This is a genomic window from Synechococcus sp. KORDI-49 (assembly GCF_000737575.1).
Taxonomy (GTDB): Bacteria; Cyanobacteriota; Cyanobacteriia; order PCC-6307; family Cyanobiaceae; genus Parasynechococcus.
The window spans coordinates 2,175,817-2,197,577 of sequence record NZ_CP006270.1 but is presented as its reverse complement, the minus strand read 5'-3'; the positions used below and the strand labels follow the sequence as shown (position 1 = coordinate 2,197,577).

Here is a 21,761-nt window from a genome sequence, read left to right as displayed (position 1 = left end):
GACCTTCAACGTGATCGGGTACATCTCCGACAACCTGCTGATCCCGATCCTGGATTTTTTCTACGGATTGGTCCCCAGTTACGGACTGGCGATCGTGGCTCTGACGCTGGTCATCCGCATCGCTCTTTACCCGCTCAGCGCCGGCTCCATCCGCAGTGCCAGACGCATGCGGATCGCCCAGCCCGTCATGCAGAAGCGTCAGGCTGACATCAAGAGTCGCTACGCCGATAACCCCCAGAAGCAACAGGAAGAACTGGGCAAGGTGATGAAGGAGTTCGGCAGTCCACTGGCGGGCTGCCTGCCCCTGCTGGTGCAGATGCCGATCCTGTTCGCCCTCTTCGCCACCCTGCGGGGATCACCCTTTGCCGACGTTCCCTACACGGTGAACATCAAGGTGCTGCCGTCGGAACAGATCGCTGCGGTTGAACCGAAGCCCTTCAACAGCGCCAGCCACTCGATCTTCATCGGCGAGAGGGATCACGTTCCGGTGATCGCCAGCCTGCCCCGCGGCACCAAGATCGGTGTCGGAGACTCCGCCGACATCAACCTCCACACCAAAGACGGCCGTCCCTTCTCCGATGTCCTCAAGGGACTCGAGAACCCCGAACGCTTCCTGCCGAGCTGGAGCGTCACCAAAGGCGAGGGCGTGGTGAGCATCAGCCCTGATGGCAGCGTGACAGCGCTGACCCCTGGGGACGCCACCGTGGAAGCCAAGATTCCCGGCCTGGCAGCCCGCAGCGGCTTCCTGTTCATCAAGGCACTCGGGCAGGTCGGCTTCTACGCCGACGGTGCGATCAACTGGGATATCGCGATCCTCGTGGGTGGATTCGGCGTGACGCTGTTCCTGTCACAGCTGCTGTCCGGCATGGGGATGCCCGCCAATCCTCAGCAATCGACAGCCAACAAGATCACACCGGTGATGATCACCGGGATGTTCCTGTTCTTCCCCCTTCCCGCCGGTGTTCTGCTCTACATGCTGATCGCCAATATCTTCCAGGGCCTGCAGACCTTCATCCTCGCCAAGGAACCGCTGCCTGAGAATCTCCAGAAGATCCTCGAGCAGCAGATGTCCCAGCAGACCGTTGCGGTCACCGCCACCTCCGGTGGCTCGGCTGGCAGCGATGCGCGGCTTCCCTTTGAACCCAAGGGCGGCAAGTGATCCAGGGGCTGGAGCCCGTGGCCCTGCAGGAGCTCCGCGCTCTGGGAGCTCCCCGGAACTGGCCCGTGGAAGGCCATCTGGAGGCCATGCCATCCCTGACACCGGTCCGAGGGCATCTGACGGCAGAGCATCGCGGCAATGTGCTGGCGGTGGACGCGGAACTCGCCACCATCGTCACCCTGACCTGTGACCGCTGCCTAGGGCAGTTCAATCAGCAGCTGAGCTGCAGCCCCTCCGAACTGATCTGGCTCGGTGATGCTCCACCGTCGGAGCAGGAGCTGGAGGCTTCGGAAGACGTCGCCAGCATGGAGGGTTTGGTGGAATGCCTGGACCCGCGGGGTCACTTCGACCCTGAGCAATGGGTGTTCGAGCAGCTTCATCTGCAGAGACCGGTGGTCAACCGCTGTGGGGATCACTGTCCTGGGGCTCCCGGTCTGAATCAAGACCATGACGGGGCCGTCCAGGACCCCCGCTGGGAGGCTCTCCGCCAGCTTCGGAACCGATGAGCAGCGCTGCCTGGAGCGACCAGCTCGATCTGCTGATCCGTGCCCGCACGCCCTTGATCTGGATCCGCAGCCATGAGGAAGGCCGGGTTCAGGACCTGCTGGCCCAGGCGACCCAACGCCTGCAACGGCGGCTCGCCTGCTGGGATTTCATCGAGGGACTCAGCGGGGTGCTGAATTCCGATGGACTCGGCAGCCGTCAGCCGATGGCGATTCTCCAGTGGCTTCAGCAGTTGGAGGCCAGCAGTCCAACCCTGCTGATGGTCAAGGACTTCCATCGCTTCTGCGACGATCCCGGCGTGGCAAGGATGCTGCGGAACCTGAACGGCTCCCTGCGCAGCACACCACACACCCTGGTGCTGTGCTGCGGTGCATGGACCCCTCCTCAGGACCTTGAGGAGACCTTGACGCTGCTGGATCTTCCCCTTCCGGACGGAGAGGATCTGCGTCAGCTGATCACCAGCATCAGCATCAGCAGCGGTGAACCGCTTGCACCGCCGGCTCTTGAGGAGCTCACCCGGGCCTGCAGCGGTCTGAGCGAGATGCGTGTGCGTCAGGTGGCGGCTCGCGCCCTGGCCCGACGCGGCCAGCTCGGGGCGGAGGACCTTGCCGAAGTTCTGGAAGAGAAGCGTCAGACGATCGCCCGCAGTGAGGTGCTGGAGTTCTGCAGCAGTGATCTCGGCACGGAGGCGATCGGCGGCCTCGAAGCCCTGAAGGTCTGGCTGCAGCAACGTCATCGCGCCTTCTCCGAAGAAGCACGACGTTTCGGACTGCCTCTGCCGAGGGGAGTGCTGCTGGTGGGTCCCCAGGGAACCGGCAAATCGATGACGGCGAAGGCCATCGCCCGTAGCTGGTCGATGCCTTTGCTGCGTCTGGATGTGGGTCGACTGTTTGCCGGTCTGGTGGGTGCCAGCGAGGCACGCACCAGGGAAACCATTCAACGGGCCGAAGCGATGGCCCCCTGCGTTCTCTGGATCGATGAGATCGACAAGGGATTCGGTGGCGATGGTCGCAGCGACGGCGGCACCAGCCAGCGGGTGCTGGCCAGCGTGCTGACCTGGATGGCGGAGAAACGATCAGCGGTTTTTGTCGTGGCGACGGCGAACGGGGTCGAGCAGTTGCCTCCGGAACTGCTGCGCAAGGGACGTTTCGACGAGATCTTCCTGCTCAACCTCCCCAGCAGCGAGGAGCGGCGGAGAATTCTGGAGCTGCATCTGGAGCGCCGGCGCCCGGGACTGGGTCTTCCACTGGCGACGGTGGTCAGTCGCAGTGATGGATTCTCAGGTGCCGAACTGGAGCAGACGGTGATTGAAGCGATGCATCTGGCCTTCGCCGACGCTCGGGAACTGAGCGAGACGGATCTGATCCGGGCCGCGTCCCAGCTGGTCCCTCTCTCCCGGACCGCCAGCGAACAACTGGAAGCGCTGAAGCAATGGGCCTCAGGGGGCCGGGCCCGCCCCGCCTCCATTGCGACACGTAACGAACCCTGACGTGGCGTAAAGAAGGCGGTGGTTCATGAAGGCGGGGTTAAGCCATCTCCCTACGGTCCAAGCAATTGCATCAGCACCTTGGAGCGCCAGAACGATCTCACCTCACAGCTCGCCGTGGCCTGCCTCGGTGCCGGTGTGATCACAACCGTGGCCGTGGCGCAGGGTCAGAACCCCCTCACCGCGCTGGGCATCACGCTCTTTTCCGCCGTCGCCGCTGTCATGGTCGGCCAGGTGCTCTGATCGGCCTGCCATAGGCTGCCCGCGCCCTCGCCGCAGGACCCGTGCTCGACCAGCGCCTTGTGCGTGACAATCCCGAACAGATCGCCAATGAACTGGGGCGTCGGGGCAAGGCTGTCGATCTGACGCGACTGCAGGTGATCGCCCAGCAGCAGCGGAAGCTTGAGGAAGAACGCAGCGGTCTGCAGGCGGAGGGCAACCGCATCGGAAAAGAGGTCGGCCAGAAGATCAAGAGCGGCGCCGATCCGAAAGGGGACGAGGTGGCTGAACTGCGGCATCAGGGCAACGCCATCAAGCAGAAGGTGGCCGTACTGGAAGAGGAGGAAAAGCACCTCTCCTCTCAGCTGAAGGAGCAGCTGCTCACGTATCCGAATCTTCCCTCTCCTGACTGCCCCGACGGCAGGGATGAATCCGACAACATTGAACTGCGGCGATGGGGAACGCCTCGAAAGGAGGAGGGCCTTGAGGAGCACTGGCAGATCGCCGAACGTCTGAACCTGTTCGACACCGAGCGCTCGGTGCGCATCGCCCAGAGCCGCTTCGTCACCCTGATGGGTCAGGGAGCCAGGCTGGAGCGGGGCCTGATCAACTTCATGCTGGATCTCCACACCAGCAAGGGTTACCGGGAGGTGCTTCCTCCGGTGCTGGTGAACAGCGCCAGCCTCACGGGCTCAGGTCAGCTGCCCAAATTCGCTGAAGACTGTTTCCGCTGCTCCGACGATGACCTCTGGCTGACCCCCACAGCCGAGGTTCCTGTGACCTCCCTGCATCGCGATGAGATCATCCCGGCGGATCAGCTTCCCCTCCGCTATGCCGCCTACAGCCCATGCTTCCGGCGCGAGGCGGGAAGCTACGGCCGTGACACCCGTGGACTAATCCGTCTCCATCAGTTCAACAAGGTTGAGCTGTACTGGTTCGCGCATCCGGATCACTCCGAGGAGGCCCACCAGCAGATCACCGCCGATGCCGAAGCGGTGCTGCAGGCTCTGGAACTGCCTTACCGGGTGCTCGATCTCTGCACCGGCGACATCGGCTTCTCGGCCCGCAGGACCTACGACCTGGAGGTGTGGCTGCCGGGAGCCGGCGCGTACCGGGAAATCTCCAGCTGCAGCGTCTGCGGCGATTTCCAGGCCAGGCGCTCCTCCATCCGCACCAAGGAAGGCAAGAACACCAAGTTGGTCCACACCCTGAACGGCAGTGGACTGGCGGTGGGTCGCACGATGGCGGCCCTGCTGGAGAACGGCCAGCAGCCGGACGGCAGCATCCGGATGCCCGACGCCCTTGTTCCCTACGTCGGCCGCGAACGACTGCAGCCAGAATGAGCCGAATGCGGGGTTGACGGCTGAATGAATGTGTTTGCAGCGATAGCAGTCCTGGCCCTGCTGATCGCAGTGCATGAAGCCGGCCACTTCCTGGCGGCCACGCTGCTGGGAATGCGTGTCAGCGGCTTCTCGATCGGTTTTGGCCCTGCCCTGATCAAACGCCAGCGCCGCGGCGTTACCTATGCGATCCGCATGCTGCCGCTGGGCGGCTTCGTCGCCTTTCCCGATGAGGATGAGAACAGCTCCATTCCGGCTGATGACCCGGATCTGAAACGCAACCGTCCGTTGTCCCAGCAGGCCCTTGTGGTGTCGGCTGGAATTCTGGCCAACCTGCTGCTGGCACTTCTGGTCTTGTTCGGACAGTTCGCTGTGATCGGTTTGCCCGCGGATCCCGAGCCGGGCGTGCTGGTGGTGAACGTTCAGCCCGGGGGAGCGGCGGACACGGCGGGGCTGCGTCCTGGAGACCGCATCCTCTCCATCGATGACGCGGGACTTGCCGCCGGCCAAGACGGTGTCCAGTCCATGGTGCGGCAAATCAAGGCTGCTCCGCAGCAGACCCTTTCGCTGACCCGCGAACGCCAGGACAGCAGTGACGTGATCCTCCTGCGTCCTGACGAGCAACAGGGTGAAGGGCGGATCGGAGCTCAACTGCAGGTGAATCTCAGCGCAGCCAGTCGTCCGGTGAGCGGGCCTGTCGAACTGATTCGATACACCGTGTCGGAGTTCCTGCAGCTGATTCAGCAGACCGTGCGTGGCTTCGGCGGACTGATCACCAATTTCCAATCCACGGCCGGGCAACTCAGCGGACCGGTGAAGATCGTCGAGATGGGAGCGCAGCTGAGTGAACAGGGGGGAGGCGGCCTGGCCCTGTTCACCGCCCTGATCTCCATCAACCTCGCTGTGCTGAACGCCTTTCCGGTGCCCCTGCTGGATGGATGGCAGATGCTGATGCTGGGAATCGAAGCCGTCGCGGGACGCCCGGTGCCGGAACGGCTCCAGCTGGCGTTTGCGCAGTCGGGTTTTCTGCTGCTGACGGGACTGACTCTTGTCCTCATCGTGCGGGACACAAGCCAGCTGCCTGCCGTGCAGCAGTTGATGGCTCGCTGATCGGATCAACCGCGACCTAGTAACATTCGAGATTCGTCTGTCTGTACCAGTCAGCTGCATGGCCAAGAAGTCGATGATCGCCCGCGACGTGAAGCGCAAGAAGATGGCCGAGCGCTACGCCGCAAAGCGTGCAGCGCTGATGGCGGCGTTCAACGCAGCTGTTGATCCGATGGATCGCCTGGAAATTCATCGCAAGATCCAGGCCCTGCCGCGGAACAGTGCCCCCAACCGCATCCGCAACCGTTGCTGGGCCACCGGCAAGCCCCGCGGCGTCTACAGAGATTTCGGTCTGTGCCGCAATCAGCTGCGCGAGCGGGCCCACAAAGGCGAACTGCCCGGTGTCGTCAAATCCAGCTGGTAGATCCTCACGACGGATCAACGTTTGGAAGAGCACAACAAAGGGGGGACCAGTCTCGGCATCCCCCCTTTGTTGTGAGCGGAAACCGCGAAGTGTAAGGATGAGACATGAAAGAGGACATAAACAGTCGTGCAAGGACAAACCCAGTCGATCTCATTTGACGGACGTGAGATACGACTGACCACCGGACGATTCGCGCCGCAAGCAGGCGGATCAGTTCTTGTCGAGTGCGGAGACACCGCCGTACTCGTCACCGCCACACGCTCCACAGGCCGCGAAGGAATCGACTTCCTTCCCCTCATCTGCGACTACGAGGAACGTCTCTACGCAGCGGGGCGCATCCCAGGCAGCTACATGCGCCGGGAAGGTCGGCCCCCTGAACGAGCCACCCTGATCGCCCGACTGATCGACCGGCCGATGCGGCCGCTGTTCCCATCCTGGCTGCGGGACGACCTCCAGGTGGTGGCCACCTGTCTGTCCCTGGACGAACGTGTTCCTGCCGATGTGCTGGCCGTGACGGGCGCATCGATCGCGACGCTGCTCGCCGGGATTCCCTTCAACGGTCCGATGGCGGCTGTCCGCGTCGGCCTGCTGGGGGATGACTTCGTGCTGAACCCCAGCTATCGGGAAATCGAACGTGGCGATCTCGACCTCATCGTTGCCGGAACTCCCGACGGTGTGGTGATGGTGGAAGCCGGAGCGAATCAGCTGCCGGAAGGGGATGTGATCGAGGCGATCGACTTCGGCTACGAAGCGATCTGCGAACTGATCAAGGCACAGCAGGGCCTGCTGAAGGATCTCGGCATCGAACAGGTGAAACCGGAGGCTCCGGAGGAGGACACGACGGTGCCCGCCTACCTGAAGAAGCAGTGCACCAAAGCCATCAGTGAGGTGCTCAAGAAGTTTGAGCAGACCAAGGAGGAGCGGGATCAGGCGCTCGATGCCGTGAAAGCAGAGGTCACGGAAGCGATCGCAGCGCTGAAAGAAGACGATGCCGTCCGCAAGGCAGTGGCCACGAGCTCAAAACTGCTCCCCAACAGCTTCAAGGCGCTCACCAAGGCCCTGATGCGGGAGCAGATCTTGAAGGACGGCAAGCGCGTGGACGGTCGGACCCTCGATCAGGTGCGCACCATCAGCGCCATGGCAGGGGTTCTGCCACGGCGGGTGCATGGATCAGGCCTCTTCCAGCGTGGCCTCACCCAGGTGCTGTCCACCGCAACTCTCGGCACCCCCAGTGATGCACAGGAGATGGATGACCTCCATCCCAACACCGAGAAGCTGTACCTGCATCACTACAATTTCCCCCCTTACTCCGTCGGTGAGACCCGACCGATGCGTTCCCCCGGCCGACGCGAAATCGGCCACGGCGCCCTGGCGGAACGCGCGATCATCCCCGTGTTACCGGCGAAGGACACCTTCCCTTACGTGGTGCGTGTGGTGAGCGAGGTGCTCAGCTCCAACGGCTCCACCTCCATGGGTTCCGTCTGCGGAAGCACCCTCTCCCTGATGGACGCCGGCGTTCCTCTCAAGGCTCCCGTCAGTGGAGCCGCGATGGGCCTGATCAAGGAGGGAGACGAGGTTCGGATCCTCACGGACATCCAGGGAATCGAGGATTTCCTCGGAGACATGGACTTCAAGGTGGCCGGCACCGAGAAGGGCATCACCGCCCTGCAGATGGACATGAAGATCACGGGTCTGGCCGTGAAGACCATCGCCGAAGCGGTCAACCAGGCACGTCCAGCCCGGCTGCACATCCTCGAGAAGATGCTCGAGGCCATCGATACTCCGAGAGAGGGACTGTCCCCTCACGCTCCCCGTCTGCTCAGCTTCCGCATCGATCCAGAACTGATCGGCACGGTGATCGGCCCAGGCGGCCGCACGATCAAAGGCATCACCGAGCGCACCAACACGAAGATCGACATCGAGGACAGCGGCATCGTCACCATCGCCTCCCACGACGGGGCAGCCGCTGAAGAGGCTCAGAAGATCATCGAAGGGCTGACCCGCAAGGTGAACGAGGGCGAAGTGTTCCATGGTTCGATCACCCGCATCATTCCGATCGGGGCCTTCGTGGAGATTCTTCCTGGCAAGGAAGGCATGATTCACATCTCCCAACTCTCGGAAGCCCGTGTCGAGAAGGTGGAGGATGTGGTGAAGGTGGGCGACGAGGTCACCGTGCGCGTCCGCGAGATCGATAACCGTGGCCGCATCAACCTCACCCTGCGGGGTGTGCCCCAGAACGGGGAAGGAGGGGAGCCGGAGCCGGTGCCGACACCGGTGGCCCCCCTCGTCTGAATCAGACCGCAAAGCCGGGATCAATCTCCGCCATGGCCCGCGTCGCCCGTTCACCGAGCGCGACGTGGGCTTTCCCATGGCTGGCGATGAGACAACCGGCCTGACGCACGTCGCCGGTGTTGTACGTGAGATCGGTCAGATCCGCATGGGTGAAGCGTCCGCCGGCCGCCAGCAGCACGGCCTCCGGCGCCGCCATATCCCAGTCCTTGGGGGCACTGCGGCCGGAGAGCGACACATAGAGGTCGGTCTCCCCACGCAGGATCGTGGCCACTTTGCAGCCGACGCTTCCCACGGCTTTCGAACCGCCGAGTTCCAGAGCGGCAATCAACTGCTCCAGGCGGTCATCCCGATGGCTGCGACTGGCCACGAGGATCAGATCCGCCAGGTCGGAGCGCTCACTGAAGCGCACGGGAGAGCGACCACCCTGACGGTCTTCACACCAGGCCCCCTCTCCCACCACACCGATCCAGAGCTCATCGGCCTCCGGCAGCAGCACCACACCGAGCACCGGCCTCCGACCACGAACCAGAGCCAAATGCACGGCGTATTCACCGGTGCCCTTCAGAAAATCCTTGGTGCCATCAAGTGGATCGAGGATCCACAGCCACTCACCAGGTAAAGGCTGCCCCTGCGTGAGCTGCTCCTTGGCGGTCTCCTCACTGAGGAGCGTCCAGTCGACATCCGGGAAGGACTCGGCCAAGCCATCCAGCAGCCAACGGTTCACCGCCAGGTCCGCTGCTGAAACCGGTCCCTCGCCGCCGTCCTCCACGCTGAGAGCGGATGGGAAGCCATAGGGGGGCTGTTCACCACGGGCATAGGCCCGGAGGATGTCGGCCGACCCCCAGCTGAGCCTCCGAAGTTCCGTCAGCAGACCATCCAGGTCGACACCGGCGGGAAGAACAGCTGGGCTGGGCATCAGAATCAGGTGGGGAGGGGCCATTGTGATGCAGCAACAGGAGCCGGCCGCCGGAACGCTCTATCTGGTGGGTACACCGATCGGCCATCTCGGAGACCTCTCACCACGGGCACGCGACCTCCTGGCTGCCGTCGACGTGATCGCCTGCGAGGACACCCGCCACAGCGGTCAGCTCCTCAGCGGTCTTGCGGCTCGCGGCCGCCGTCTGTCGTTTCATCAGCACAACATCCGCACACGATTGCCACAGCTGATGGAGTTGCTGGCTGAACCGCTGAGTCTTGCGGTGATCAGCGACGCCGGACTTCCCGGAATCAGCGACCCTGGGGAAGAGCTTGTGGCGGAAGCACGCCGCCGCGGACATGAAGTGATCTGCATTCCAGGGCCCTGTGCCGCCACAACGGCTCTGGTCAGCAGTGGGCTGCCCAGCGACCGGTTCTGCTTCGAAGGCTTCCTGCCCGCCAAGGGCCGGGAACGCCGCGAGCGCGTGGCCCGGATCGCCGGCGAATCACGCACCAGCGTGATCTACGAAGCACCCCATCGATTGCTCACCCTGCTGAAGGAACTTGAACAGCACTGCGGTGCGGAGCGGCCTCTGCAGGTGGCCAGGGAGTTGACCAAACGCCATGAACAGCAGGTGGGCCCCAGCGTGGGGGCTGCACTGGAACACTTCCGTCAGACCACTCCACAAGGCGAATGCACCGTGGTACTGGGCGGGGCTCCGGTTGCTGTCGATCCGGAACCGGACGACACGGAGCTGCAGCAACGCCTTCAGATCAAGATCCAGGCCGGCTCCAGCGCCAGTGAGGCAGCACGCCAGCTCGCCGCGGAAACCGGGCTGCCCAAACGTCGTCTATACACCCTGCTGCATCAAGAGGGCTCCCAGGCAGACTGAGTTCATTGATGGTTAGAGAGTTGCTGCTGCGCCTGCGCCTGCTGTCGCTGAGCTTCGGAGCAGGTCTGCTGCTTTTGGTGGTGCTGTGTCTGGGGGCCCAGAACGGACGTGACCGGCAGGAAATCCAGCTGGGGGCGACCCGTTCGGTTCCGCTGCCGAGTGGTTTTCTTGTTGGTCTGTCTCTCGTGGTGGGGATTGTCAGTGGAGGGTGTGCCTGCGCCGTTCTCATGCCGGAACAGCGCAGGGACTGAAGGGATCAGGCGTTGACATCCAGGGCGATCAGGCTGCCTTCCATCACAAGCCTGGTGATGCCGCGCGCCAGAAGGTAGGAGCTGGTGCGCTCGAAGACGGCTGTATCCGGAACCTTGATCACGCGTTGACTGCGCCCACACTGACGCTTGGCCGTCCGCGGACTGGAGAACAGACAGAGTCCATGACGCTCCAGCTCGGTGTCGGCCAGCGGACCCAGCTCAGGGAACTCCTTGAGAGGTCGGGCATCCAGCTCGACGACCTTGTCCACAAGCATGTAGACACTGCTTGGAAGCAGACCGGACGTCAGTGGCTTCGGCTCCAGCCGGGAAGGATCGCCAAGGTCGCCGACATTCGCCAAAGGCACCAGTTCCCGGAACGGGTCGGAATCATCAGCTTGAGCATCCTCATCAACGTCCTCGGAATCGGGCTCGTCGTTGAAGTCATCGGCGTCGTCCAGAGCCAGAGTGCTGCCGTCCTCCTCACTGGAGACCACATCCTCAACCGATGAAGGCTGGTGCGGTGCAGACGTTTCCTCGGAGCTGATCACCGGAACAGCGTCGGTCAACGGCGGCGACGTTCTTGGCTGACTGTGCTGGCGACTTGCCTTGAGAGACGCATAGTCAGCAGGTGACAGCAGACTTCTGACGGTACGGCTGACGGTGTTGACACTGCAGTCATAGGCCTCAGCCAGAACAGAGGTGGCTTCTCCGGCTCGATAACGAGCGACAAGCTCTTGCTTCTCGCTGTCGCTGAGGCGACGTGCGGCCATCCGTGCATGCCCTGCAGTTCTTAACCCTAGAGGCTTCAGGCCTGTCTGAACAACAGAGTGCGTCCCATGAGCAGGCTGGCACAATGAAACGAAGAGCTCCCTTAGCTCAGCTGGATAGAGCAACTGCCTTCTAAGCAGTCGGTCGATGGTTCGAATCCATCAGGGGGCGTTGCTTGAACCATCACCCGATTGGGGGAGCAAACACGACGGATCAGCCCCCCGAAAGGGGGATGCAAGACGGGAGCAGCAGTTAGAGACTGAGTGAACAGCAAGAAGCCTTATGGAGTATTTGAAAGTTTTACTCACTCAACGACATGAAGAACTGGAACAGATTCTGATGAACCCAACAGCAATTCCGATCACAGAACGAGCCAGCATCAATGCAGAGTTGAAACATATCAACAATGCACTGGATGAACTGGTATGCAAAGTGAACTGAACTGACGACGATGCGTATGAACAATCAGACCAAAGTAAACGACTGGGTTTGGGCTGACGCGATGCAGGCCTGCCATCAGATGGAACTGAGCCATTGCGCGAACAGACGCCGAGCGGTTCTCTCGTCTGTCAGCTCACCATCGATAGAGGCCAGCACAGCACCAGGGTGTTTCCGTTCCATCTCCTGACAAGCCTCATAGGCATCCATCGCCATAACGGGTTCAATTCCAGCCCTTCCCTCAGGCTGCTCGCTGTAAAAAACCTGATAGCGATGCATGGATCTGCGGCGACTGACACAGGACTAGCCAGAGCAGAGCAAAGGTGGGGTTCTGCCAATGATTCCTCAAGGCTTTTGTTCCAGATGAATCGGAAGCTGGACAAGGCTGAACCATGGAAAAGCGACCGTTAATCGACAGAATTAAAACCTAAGGAATCCGATGTTTGGTCAATCAGACAGAAACGTTGGCATCAAGAATCACATTAACTATAGGCCACTACGGAATTTCATGTAACAATTAACTGAAATCGGAAAACTCGAAAAGCTTCGATACAGCCCTAACCTCGCAACCACCAGGAACACGAATCATGCGTTCCTTCAACGGCAGCACTGGCAGCGTGAACCAGTCACATCATTCTTGGTTGATTGCCGAAAACAGGTCTTCGCCAAGAGAATGGACTGCCTGGCGGTACTGACAAAAACCATAAGAGCAATCGACTCAACAGAGCAATTAACACCACCTATGGTCATGACCAAAGATGCAACTGTTGAGAAAAAAGATTGAGGCCACGAACTGAATCAAGCCTGTCAACGCTTCAGGTGGTACCGACGGAGGGGTGATCCATGGGTGAGCTAGAGGCCACCGAGTCTCAAGCAGACTTCCAGAGCACCCAAACCAAACAAGAACGTTCCTCCGAGCAGAGCAAGCTCCTTCGAATTCTGAGCCATCGGGAGAAGGGCAGAGCCCACAAGCAACGCACCGAAGAATCTAAAGGGAATCTGTAGCTCCAGCATGTCGGAGAATTACGCTTTTCAAGCCTGACACAACGTCTTTACTCAAATTCATGAAACGTGCTTAATAATCGCTGAAATGGAGGGTTGACGCAACACAACGAAATAGCACTGTGGAAGAAATAATCCCGGAAAAGCAGAAGGACGCGCCTGAAGAAAGCAAACCGAGGGATGAACCGGAAAGCCAGCTCAAGACCGAGATGAAACAGGAGACAACTCGTGCACGAGCAGCAATGAAGAGAGTCCTGTTACCTGACCTGACCAAACGCTGGACATGACTGGCTGGGAAAGCTCAGAAGGACACAAGCAAACGCAGGGAGACAAGAGAGAAACCGGTAATGGATGCAAAAGCAGGCCAGGGGAAGCGTGCTAGCAAGGAAAAGCAACCAGGATGGTTGAGGCAGATCAGACATGCGAAAAATGAGAATATCAATCATGACGACAGTCATGGCCCTGGTTCTTAACGGAATCGGACCGGAGAGATCGGCAGCAGAGATCGTCAAGGCGTACTGCACGTTGACCTGGGAGGAACACAAACCCGGGGAGAAAGGAGACTGTGATTTCAGACAAGCGTTCGGCAACGTGCAAGTCTGGATGGGACAACGCTGGCTCTTTGACTTCCCTGACAGTGAGCGTGGAAGAAGTTATCTACGAGAAAACACAAAAACTGGGATCATATTCACGCGAAAAGGCCAGTACACACTGAAAGTGAACCAAAGCGGAAGGCCGACAAATTAAACAATTAGACCAGAAAAGCGAACAATGATAAACTTATAGGCCAGGCAAGAAGGAAGGCTAGCCCAGAGAGTCTGGCATAAGGAAATAATATTTAGTAGTAATTCATACAGTTCAAAGCATTAAGCCAAAAGCGAAACATGAAACCCTAGGAGCCTTTTCGACAGGGGAAGAACAGAACTGTGAACAAATGAAAAGCATGGTCAGCCACCCTTGACTGAAGCCCGTAAAAGTGCGAAGAAAACAAAAAAGCAGACAGCTATAAATAGAATTAGAGAACTGTCGGTTGACCTCCCCATGTCGATAATCAAGCTGGAGAATCTGCTGGGCAGCGAAAATTGGACGGAATGGTTTGAGGGGCTGGCCCCAGAGGAAGCCACCAAATTCCTGTCCTTGGGCGAAGAGGCCTGGAAAAAACTGGACAGCATCGGCACTGATGATCTTCTGTCTTGGCAGATCCTGTACGAACTAGACGACGGACAATGGGAAGCGCTGCAGTCGATGGGACTGGCACAAAGCGGGTACAACGGCAGCTATCAGGAGGCTGTTCTAAATCTCATTAGCGACAATAAATACACATCTCTATATGAAACCGCAAACTGGTCAAGTCAACCGTTGAGCTCATTGCTCGAAGGGGTAGCAGGGCTGATAGAAACAATCAAAGAAAGTATTGAAACAAGTATTAGCACAGCAGGTGCATTAGCTCAGTTCCTTGATGACAATAAGCTGGAGGCGCTCACAGAAGACTACATCAGTCCTTTCATTGATTTCCAGAGCGAACTGCAAGAACTAATTGAATCAGTAGAGTTAATGCCTTCGCAGGTCGCAAATGAGTTACAAACAATACTGAATGAAACAATTAACGAGCCACTTGGCCTTAACGAAAGCGATAAAAGCAGCGTCACCATAACTTCAACATTACCAACTTTAACAGAAATAGCAAATGGACTCGACAGTCCAAAACGTGAGCTGGTCATTGATTTTGGCGGGGCAAAACTAAAAAGTATAATTGAATTACCGTTGAAAGAATTTCTAGGTACATCACTAGGGATAGATTTAGAAGTTCTAAATGATCTTCCAGAAATTGAAGTCAACCTTGAAGCAGAGCTGCAAGGCGGGATACGGCTCGAAATAGATTTGGATGCCGAAGATTCAGGTGATATCGTCAAAATTGATACACATGGAATCAATCCGGATCGAAACCACTCTCAAGACTTATCTGTCCTGTTTGAAGGGAATGTCGTCAGTGGAACCACCGAGATTCCAACATGGCTGGGTATTAGCCAAAGCGATATCGAAAATCTACTGGTCGTCGGTGGAAGTGCAAATTTGGATCTTCAGACAACCAAGGAAAACCCAACGTATGACAAAGGTTTGGTCGCCTTACAAGACATCGGGGAAGGAATGACCTATGAGACAAGCTCGGATTTTTATATCAAGTTAAACACAGATGTCTCATCAAGTATTGTAGAAAACATAGGCAAGGCAGTTGAAGATCGAATCACTGCGCTGAGTGACGCCTTTGATGTTGGTACCGACTTGGCATCATGGGTGAACTTAATCAACGAGGTCAGCGATTTAGTCGGTAATATTGCAGAAGCATCTGAAAGCATTGGGGAACTGCCGGACTGGGTTCCAGAAAGTGCAAAAAAAACATACACAGAATTCAGCAGCGGTCTAGGAAGCGCCGCAGAAGGGATCTCCGCATTAAAAAATGAAATCTTTGATTCTGAAGAATTTGTTGAACTCATCAATGATGAACTGAACAGATATGAAACGGGATTAAGCCTCAATTTACTGGCGAAGCCGTCGAGCGATAAAAGGCCAACGGAAACGCAAGAATACATAGGGAGCCCACAGATTCTGAACTTCAGCACACTCGCAGCAGACAGCACCAATGATCAACAGCCATTCGCAGAGTCCGGAGAATTCCAAGTAAGTGAGGATGCAGATTGGTCAACGACATCAGAAGAACAAAACTTCAAAATTCTACAACTAGAGGAAAATATATTAAGAGATACCAATGGTATAGCTATCACCTCATTTATCAATGAGCAAGCGGTGCACATCACTGGACTGACATACAAACTTGACCTTGCTAGCAAAAATATAGATTTTAATCGAAGCAGTATTTCTGAGAACGAAATAGTTGTTGTCATCGGTGAGCAAACAATCATTCCTGAAAGCGTTGATCTGGTCTCCAGTGAAAATGGAGAAAAATCTCTTTTGATAACGCTACAAGAAAACACCATATTCGAAGATCAAAATGGTGTACTCACATTACCAGTTGATTTTGAGGAAGCAAACGGCAAGTGGGCAGCAAGTGAAACCACAAGGGAGCTCTTTGAATCCGACTTAATTAAAGGATTCGAATATTCAGAGAAAGCTACTGAAGAGAATAGCTTGAAACTTCAGACTCTATCCGTCAATACAAGCCGGCCACTCCACTACAAACTCGAAGTCGAGAAGGTAGATGCACAAGGGGAGGAAACTCAAACAGTCACTGTGATCGTAGACAAAGAAAATGGCGTAGAAGCTCACTATCTGGGCAACAACCCACCAAAGGGTCTTCAATACATTTATTATAAAGGTATCGAAACTGGTCAAGCACTAACAAGAAAACACCTGGAACAACAGAGCGTTCAAAGTGAAACTAGAAGTGACCATCACGTAGCGACTGATGAAAATAATACAGAAGCATTATGGCGAGATGTCACCGAGACAAAGAGAGAATACTTTGAAACATTTCACGAGTATGGCAAAAAACTGGAAGAAGGAATCGTAGTTAAAAAAATAGAAATGAACACGGAAAATACACTCAATTATCAGCTAACACTATTAGACATCAACCAAGAAAATAAAAATGGCAACAAGGAAACAACGGAAATTATCGTCAATATCGATTGGAAAAACGGTATAGAAACACATGAGATCGGATCAGAGACTGTGTATACGCGAAACATTGATCTAAACACACGTGCTATTGAAGAAGAAACAGGTGAGCCCGTTATCGACATTCATTTGAAAAGCCAACCTAGTACATTGAACATTGAACCAGCAACGACAAATATAATCCCAAAGCAAATTGCCATCTCCTATGCAAATCCTGCATCCACAGTAATGGTTGATAGAGGTGATGGAAATGGTTATACAGAAATCCAAAGTGAAGAAGTCTTTGTAGGCACGAAGAATGGAGATGGCACTGGAACATGGAAACTGAAAGATAGCTCCTTCAAATTAAATGAGGCAATAGACAGCAACGCAGTTTTAACCACCTCAGTTTTTGACAATTTTATAGAGAATGGCTTTGAAATTAATCCAATTCAACTCAGTCGACGAATGCCGGAAATACTTCCATTTGCTTCCTTGGGGGATGGGCAAAGACAAGTTGCCATTGTCGCATCAACCAGTGCAGAGTCATTAACCGAATCGGCTACAGAAGAGATCCTAAAACGCATGTCTGAAATCGAAGGCTCTGCCCAAGGATCAATCGATAATAAAATCTGGAAGTTACTCAATTATGCATCAGTTAATGAAGACAATCTGAAAGATGCTGCGAATCATGATCTCGCGAAATTACGAGCTTATTCGGCGTTGCAAATATTGCTAGAAACTGGAGTGATTAACGAGACGGCACTCGATCAAACATTGGCAAGAACAGAAAATAGCAATAATAGTCTTGTAAATGAGTTAGCTGATTCAACCCAACCAGGCTTAAGTATCAGGCTAGATCCAGAGGGTACGATTAATGGAGACAATATATCAGGGGTTTCAATCGATCTAGGTTTTCACCGTGAAGGAGAGGTTGACCTGATCATCAAACCAGGAACATCGTCTGAAACATCGCTCTATGTCTTTGAATTAAGTTATCACGAAGGAAGTGAACTGAATGGAAGATACGAGTTCTCGAAAGATGAGCTTTTAACTCTCGCAAAATCTGGACACAAGTCCTTAGCAGATGGGCTGGATTCTGTATTTGAGGCCATCAGTGCAGACATCAACGCAGCCATTGATCTTGAGATGGATCTCGATGGAAGAATCGTCTTTGCCTACGACTTTTTTGCTCCAGTAACCGATGCATTTAGCTTCGACCCGAGAGGCCTTGATGAAGAAATCAACGATTGGCCGGAAGGAAGCTCTGGGGATCAACACACGTTAGGACTGACACTGGGTGATGAAACATCACCGACAAACAGTGAAATCACAGCGTCACTTGGCATCGAACTGGCAAACCTTGAACTCAATACAGATATAACAAACGAAGAGGGAGAAGTAATTAAGTCAGCGCTGGAAGACCCGGAGAGATCATTCTCACTGACCCTGGGTACCGCCATAGACGTGAATCGCACCGAAAACGATGAGTTGGAAATAGATGCTGGAATGAATCTTGACCTCGATCTGGATTTAAATCCGGTATTCGAAGTAGCGAAGGATTTTGGAGCACAACTAGGTGAAGCCTTTCTCGATGAGGTCAACGATCTCGTCAGTGACCTCGACTTTGACCTTGATTCTGCGGAACTACGATGCTGGCGCACACTGATTCCAGCAATTGCCAACTTGCTTGATGAAGTATCCAATCGATTCGACAAGGGAGCAGAACTGCTCGATCGATTGCCTAGCAATTTGAGCGGCAATCCAGTTCAATTAATCAGTAGTATTAGTGAGGAACTAGACGATATCAGCAACGCGATGATGCGTTTTCAGGATTCGGTCATGAATCCAGAGGCACTCGTCAAAAACATCAACAGTATGTTGATCGCAGCCTCCGTTCCTATGAGAATGGAACACAGCAGCGGAATTGAGCTGATTAATGGCGTTGAAAGAGAAGTTGACCAATACGCCTTGATCCCAAGCAATGAATTGAGCCTCACCCAAACATTAAGCCTGGAGGGTGGTGAATTTGCGGAGATGCTCGAGGAGCGGGGTCTCAAGGGCGGGGCCATGCTCGTGGATATAGCCTCCACACTATTTGCTGACATCAGTGCAACGTTCGACTTTAATTTGGAATCAGCAGGCAGTTTGACACTTAAAGAGTATTGCGATGAGTCGGGATCAGTATTCGAACTAGTCAATACTGAAACAGAGGGCCTTGATGGATACTGGCCGGATATTAGCGAAAATAACGTAGAAGAGGCTTTCTTTGAAAAACGATTGGATAATAACAGCCAAGTGAATTTATCAGAACAAGAACTTGCTATTGCAGCTGGGTTTGAACTCAGCAAACTGAACATCAGTATTCCACTACTTAAAAACAATGATGGAAGCACAAGAGTCTTTGAGCTGACACCGGAGGAAGCCTATGAAACGATGAGTTTAAGAATAGGCATGGGAGTGGATGCAATCAATGAAGAAGAGGCCACGAAAAAACTGACTGATGCACTGAAAGAAACAGAATTAGAAGGTGGCGTTCGGCTGAATCTCACTGAGAAACACCTTGTACAACTAGGCAATGATATCCAACAAGAAGTCAAAGAAGCAGGCCTGGCACTCGTGGATGATGTGCAGAAATTGATTGATTCCTTCAGTTCACTCACGATGCCAGAGTGTGCCGCAGGTTGGTTTGGCTTTCTTGATCAATTTATCACTACGATGGACGATATGTCGGATCAGTTGGTGGATCAACTGGCGGTCTTGAAGGATCAAACGGAAGAACTGCCGGATTGGATGCCAAGCGATTGGCTTGACGATGCAGAAAAGCTGGCCCAGGGATTTGCAGCTGTAGGCGATGAACTATCAGAGTTCAGAGACCAATGGTTAACGACAGAAAGTTTTATCCAAAAAGTCAATACAATATTCAGAGATAATGATCTCGACATTCATCTCAGGCTACTTGCAGGCCCTGAAAGCATGGAAGCTGAGTGCAACGATAAAGAGATCGGAGTACCCAGTGCAATGCGACTCAGCAAAGGAGATATTCTGTTGGAATCGAATGGCGAAGATCATGTTGCCGCTACATTTTTACTGAGCAAAGAGCAGGAAGCCCAGTTCGCCGCTGTTGAAAAAGACGGGCTGAATGTAGAAGGACATCGGGAAGAAACAATACAGATGTCAGATTTTATCGATATCGAAGATGAAGGAAATAAACAGTCCGTACTGACATTGCCGTTGAATACATTTGGCTTACCGCCGACTGAAGATAAAAGACTCGAGATCACACTCACTGATGCTGATGGAAGTGCACTAACAAGCGCCAACATCCAAACTGCAGAGGGCACAGGTATCGATACAAATATAGTCTATATCGAATGGAGTGAAGAGTACCAAGGGTATGCAATCTTCAATGGCAGATCAGAAGAAGCGAAACGAATCATCATTGCAGGGACAAACGATGGAGCGGAGAGCATTAAATTAAAAGTCAGTCATAGTGATCTCTATGCACACAAGGCTGTGAATATCCAGGCAATGAATCTTGAACAAGTACTCCGCACCAGTGAGGGAGAAGAAGTTGAAGGTCTGTATGCGTATACATTCACACCGAGCACCACAAACAGCCAAGCAAAAATACAATTAAAAACAAGTAATGACAGTGACTCTACAGACCTAGAAATACATAAAGATGCTTCGGCGTATTTTGATGATTTACAACTTGATGCCGGTGTTGTCCTATCCACACATACACCGTTCAGCAGCGAAGCACAGATTTATCTGTATGAACTAAGCACAACCGGAAATACAGAACACATACTCGATTTATCGCACTTCAAGGAAGTAACAACCCATCATGAAGATGGCACTGAAGATAATGAATGGGTGCTTGCGTTACCCGAAAAAAGCTTCGGTGAACTCACAGAGGGCAGTAACAGATATCAACTGACGATGTCCGAATCAGATGGAAGCTCACTCAGCAGTATGGTACTGAAAAAAGACAATCTCGAGGTGCACAACTCAGAAGAAATATATCTTGAATGGGAACAGAGCAGAAAAGGATTTGCACTCTACGACAAATCGGCAGGGGGATACCGACTCACTCCGATGATCGATGATCAAGGAGAAGATACGCTGCTACTCACAAATCCCAATGGTCTTGGAGGGTCATACACGTTTGGAGACTCTCTCAGTCTCAAAGCGGAGCAATTCATCGATCTGCTACCAGATGCTGTCACATCAAGCCCTATTGCCCAGGCCTTGGCCAATGTGGCGGATGGATATGAGGCCGATCTGTCGTACGGACTTGAATTTAATGCGGGAATGATCTTCGGCTATGACGCCGGTGCCACAGAGTTGGGTAGTTTCTTCTATCTTGATCCACGTGCAGCACGTCCAATCGGTGACTATTGGCCGGAGGGAGATGAAGACTCCCTATGGAGCTACAACACAACCGGAGAAGACTACACAGCAAGTATGGCAGAAATACTCCTGCAGTTTGGAGCAGGTGTCGATCGCCTGCAAAGACCAGACCGTTTCCTGATAAGCAATGAAGACGTAGTTTATAACAGTACAGACAATTCAGTAAGTTTCCCCTTGGGAGACAAGAAGTTTGGCTCGATCTATACAAGCAAAGAGAAAAAAGACGAAGATCGGCCCGACAGCATCACAGTATCATTTGAGCAGTATATCAGCAGTGAACATCTGTTTGTAGTCGATACAGAAAAGAAAGAAACTGAAGAGGCAATAACAGAGATGGCCATAACAACACCGATCGAGATGGAACTCAGGCTGGACTCTGAAGCGGGAGTGTACGCGGCAGTTCTGCCTGAAGGAGTCAAAGTGAGAGGCGACTTTAACTCTGTAGATGCAGATCCAAAAATAACCCTACGAACAACCGCCTATGTCGAATTCGCTGACGTACGAGATGCCCTGGGAATGGATGCAGCAATCGCGTTGGACTGGTATAACGACGACACTTCTGTCAGCCAAGAAACAGAACAAAGACTAGACCTTTTATCCAATATCGATGTCGTGAATGGTGGCGCAAATGCCGCAGCAGCATTCAATTTCAAAGCTACAGATATCGGTGATTTCGTATTAGCCGGTAATCCATTAGGTGCCACTGCAGATACCGTATCAAATGCAATTAATGCCGTACAGGATGCTGTAGATGAAGCATTGTGCGGGCTCAATGATGGAAACTTCTCACCAGCGAACTGGCTGGCCATGCTGACAGGTCTGGCAGACCGAATTGAAGACTTAGGTAAAACACTGAGTGGAGGGCTTGGTGGTGACCCGGTTATTAAGGGATTTGCCGATGAATTTGAATTCTCCTTCGCATCCGTGGAGACGGGATTCAACACTATTGCCGCAGAGGTGCGCAAATACACGGATTATGTACTTCCCCCTGA

Annotated in this window: 14 protein-coding genes and 1 tRNA gene (1 of these 15 running past the window's edge); 12 read left to right on the top strand and 3 right to left on the bottom strand. The window is 54.6% G+C overall.

What is annotated here, in order from left to right:
- Nucleotides 1-10 precede the first annotated feature (10 nt).
- The 8 genes from yidC (at nt 11) to KR49_RS10990 (ending at nt 8,471) form a co-directional block, all read left to right on the top strand.
- Complete coding sequence (gene yidC / locus KR49_RS11020; protein ID WP_043695326.1) at nt 11-1,159, top strand: membrane protein insertase YidC; 1,149 nt, start codon at nt 11-13, stop codon at nt 1,157-1,159.
- The gene (locus KR49_RS11015; RefSeq protein WP_043695324.1) at nt 1,156-1,665 is read left to right on the top strand and encodes a DUF177 domain-containing protein; all 510 of its coding nucleotides are present in this window, start codon (nt 1,156-1,158) and stop codon (nt 1,663-1,665) included. Before yidC ends, KR49_RS11015 begins: the two co-directional genes overlap by 4 nt.
- On the top strand, nt 1,662-3,152 hold the full coding sequence (locus KR49_RS11010; protein WP_043695322.1) for an AAA family ATPase: 1,491 nt from the start codon (nt 1,662-1,664) through the stop codon (nt 3,150-3,152). Before KR49_RS11015 ends, KR49_RS11010 begins: the two co-directional genes overlap by 4 nt.
- 78 nt (nt 3,153-3,230) lie before the next feature.
- Nucleotides 3,231-3,392: a hypothetical protein gene (locus KR49_RS14320; protein ID WP_173402149.1), complete on the top strand. Its 162-nt coding sequence runs from the start codon at nt 3,231-3,233 to the stop codon at nt 3,390-3,392.
- Nucleotides 3,393-3,433: 41 nt separating this feature from the next.
- Nucleotides 3,434-4,711, top strand: a complete 1,278-nt coding sequence (gene serS / locus KR49_RS11005) for a serine--tRNA ligase (protein ID WP_043695319.1) — start codon at nt 3,434-3,436, stop codon at nt 4,709-4,711.
- A 24-nt stretch (nt 4,712-4,735) separates the two neighbouring features.
- Nucleotides 4,736-5,818 (top strand): RIP metalloprotease RseP, encoded by a 1,083-nt coding sequence (gene rseP, locus KR49_RS11000; protein ID WP_043695316.1) that lies wholly within the window; start codon nt 4,736-4,738, stop codon nt 5,816-5,818.
- A gap of 58 nt (nt 5,819-5,876) precedes the next feature.
- The gene (rpsN, locus tag KR49_RS10995) at nt 5,877-6,179 is read left to right on the top strand and encodes a 30S ribosomal protein S14 (RefSeq protein WP_043695312.1); all 303 of its coding nucleotides are present in this window, start codon (nt 5,877-5,879) and stop codon (nt 6,177-6,179) included.
- Between the two features lie 126 nt (nt 6,180-6,305).
- Nucleotides 6,306-8,471 (top strand): polyribonucleotide nucleotidyltransferase, encoded by a 2,166-nt coding sequence (locus KR49_RS10990; protein WP_043695309.1) that lies wholly within the window; start codon nt 6,306-6,308, stop codon nt 8,469-8,471.
- A 1-nt stretch (nt 8,472) separates the two neighbouring features.
- Here the strand turns inward: KR49_RS10990 and KR49_RS10985 are convergent, their stop codons facing one another.
- Nucleotides 8,473-9,387 carry a 3'(2'),5'-bisphosphate nucleotidase CysQ gene (locus tag KR49_RS10985; protein ID WP_370594012.1) on the bottom strand — a complete coding sequence of 305 codons (915 nt, stop codon included), beginning with the start codon at nt 9,385-9,387 and terminating at the stop codon, nt 8,473-8,475.
- Between the two features lie 28 nt (nt 9,388-9,415).
- Between KR49_RS10985 and rsmI the strand changes: the two genes are divergently transcribed.
- Both rsmI and KR49_RS10975 read left to right on the top strand, forming a co-directional pair.
- The gene (gene rsmI, locus KR49_RS10980) at nt 9,416-10,279 is read left to right on the top strand and encodes a 16S rRNA (cytidine(1402)-2'-O)-methyltransferase (protein WP_043697391.1); all 864 of its coding nucleotides are present in this window, start codon (nt 9,416-9,418) and stop codon (nt 10,277-10,279) included.
- 20 nt (nt 10,280-10,299) lie between these two features.
- Nucleotides 10,300-10,530, top strand: a complete 231-nt coding sequence (locus KR49_RS10975) for a hypothetical protein (protein WP_043695306.1) — start codon at nt 10,300-10,302, stop codon at nt 10,528-10,530.
- Nucleotides 10,531-10,535: 5 nt separating this feature from the next.
- Here KR49_RS10975 and KR49_RS10970 read toward each other — a convergent pair whose 3' ends face one another.
- The gene (locus KR49_RS10970; RefSeq protein ID WP_043695303.1) at nt 10,536-11,300 is read right to left on the bottom strand and encodes a hypothetical protein; all 765 of its coding nucleotides are present in this window, start codon (nt 11,298-11,300) and stop codon (nt 10,536-10,538) included.
- Between the two features lie 95 nt (nt 11,301-11,395).
- Between KR49_RS10970 and KR49_RS10965 the strand changes: the two genes are divergently transcribed.
- A tRNA-Arg gene (locus tag KR49_RS10965) sits at nt 11,396-11,469 on the top strand.
- A gap of 345 nt (nt 11,470-11,814) precedes the next feature.
- Here KR49_RS10965 and KR49_RS13615 read toward each other — a convergent pair.
- The gene (locus tag KR49_RS13615) at nt 11,815-12,015 is read right to left on the bottom strand and encodes a hypothetical protein (protein WP_043695301.1); all 201 of its coding nucleotides are present in this window, start codon (nt 12,013-12,015) and stop codon (nt 11,815-11,817) included.
- Between the two features lie 1,680 nt (nt 12,016-13,695).
- Here KR49_RS13615 and KR49_RS10950 point away from each other — a divergent pair.
- Nucleotides 13,696-21,761: the 5' portion of a hypothetical protein gene (locus tag KR49_RS10950; protein WP_043695298.1), read on the top strand. 1,297 nt of this gene lie beyond the right edge of the window; the window shows 8,066 of its 9,363 coding nt (coding positions 1-8,066); it begins with the start codon at nt 13,696-13,698; the stop codon falls past the right edge of the window.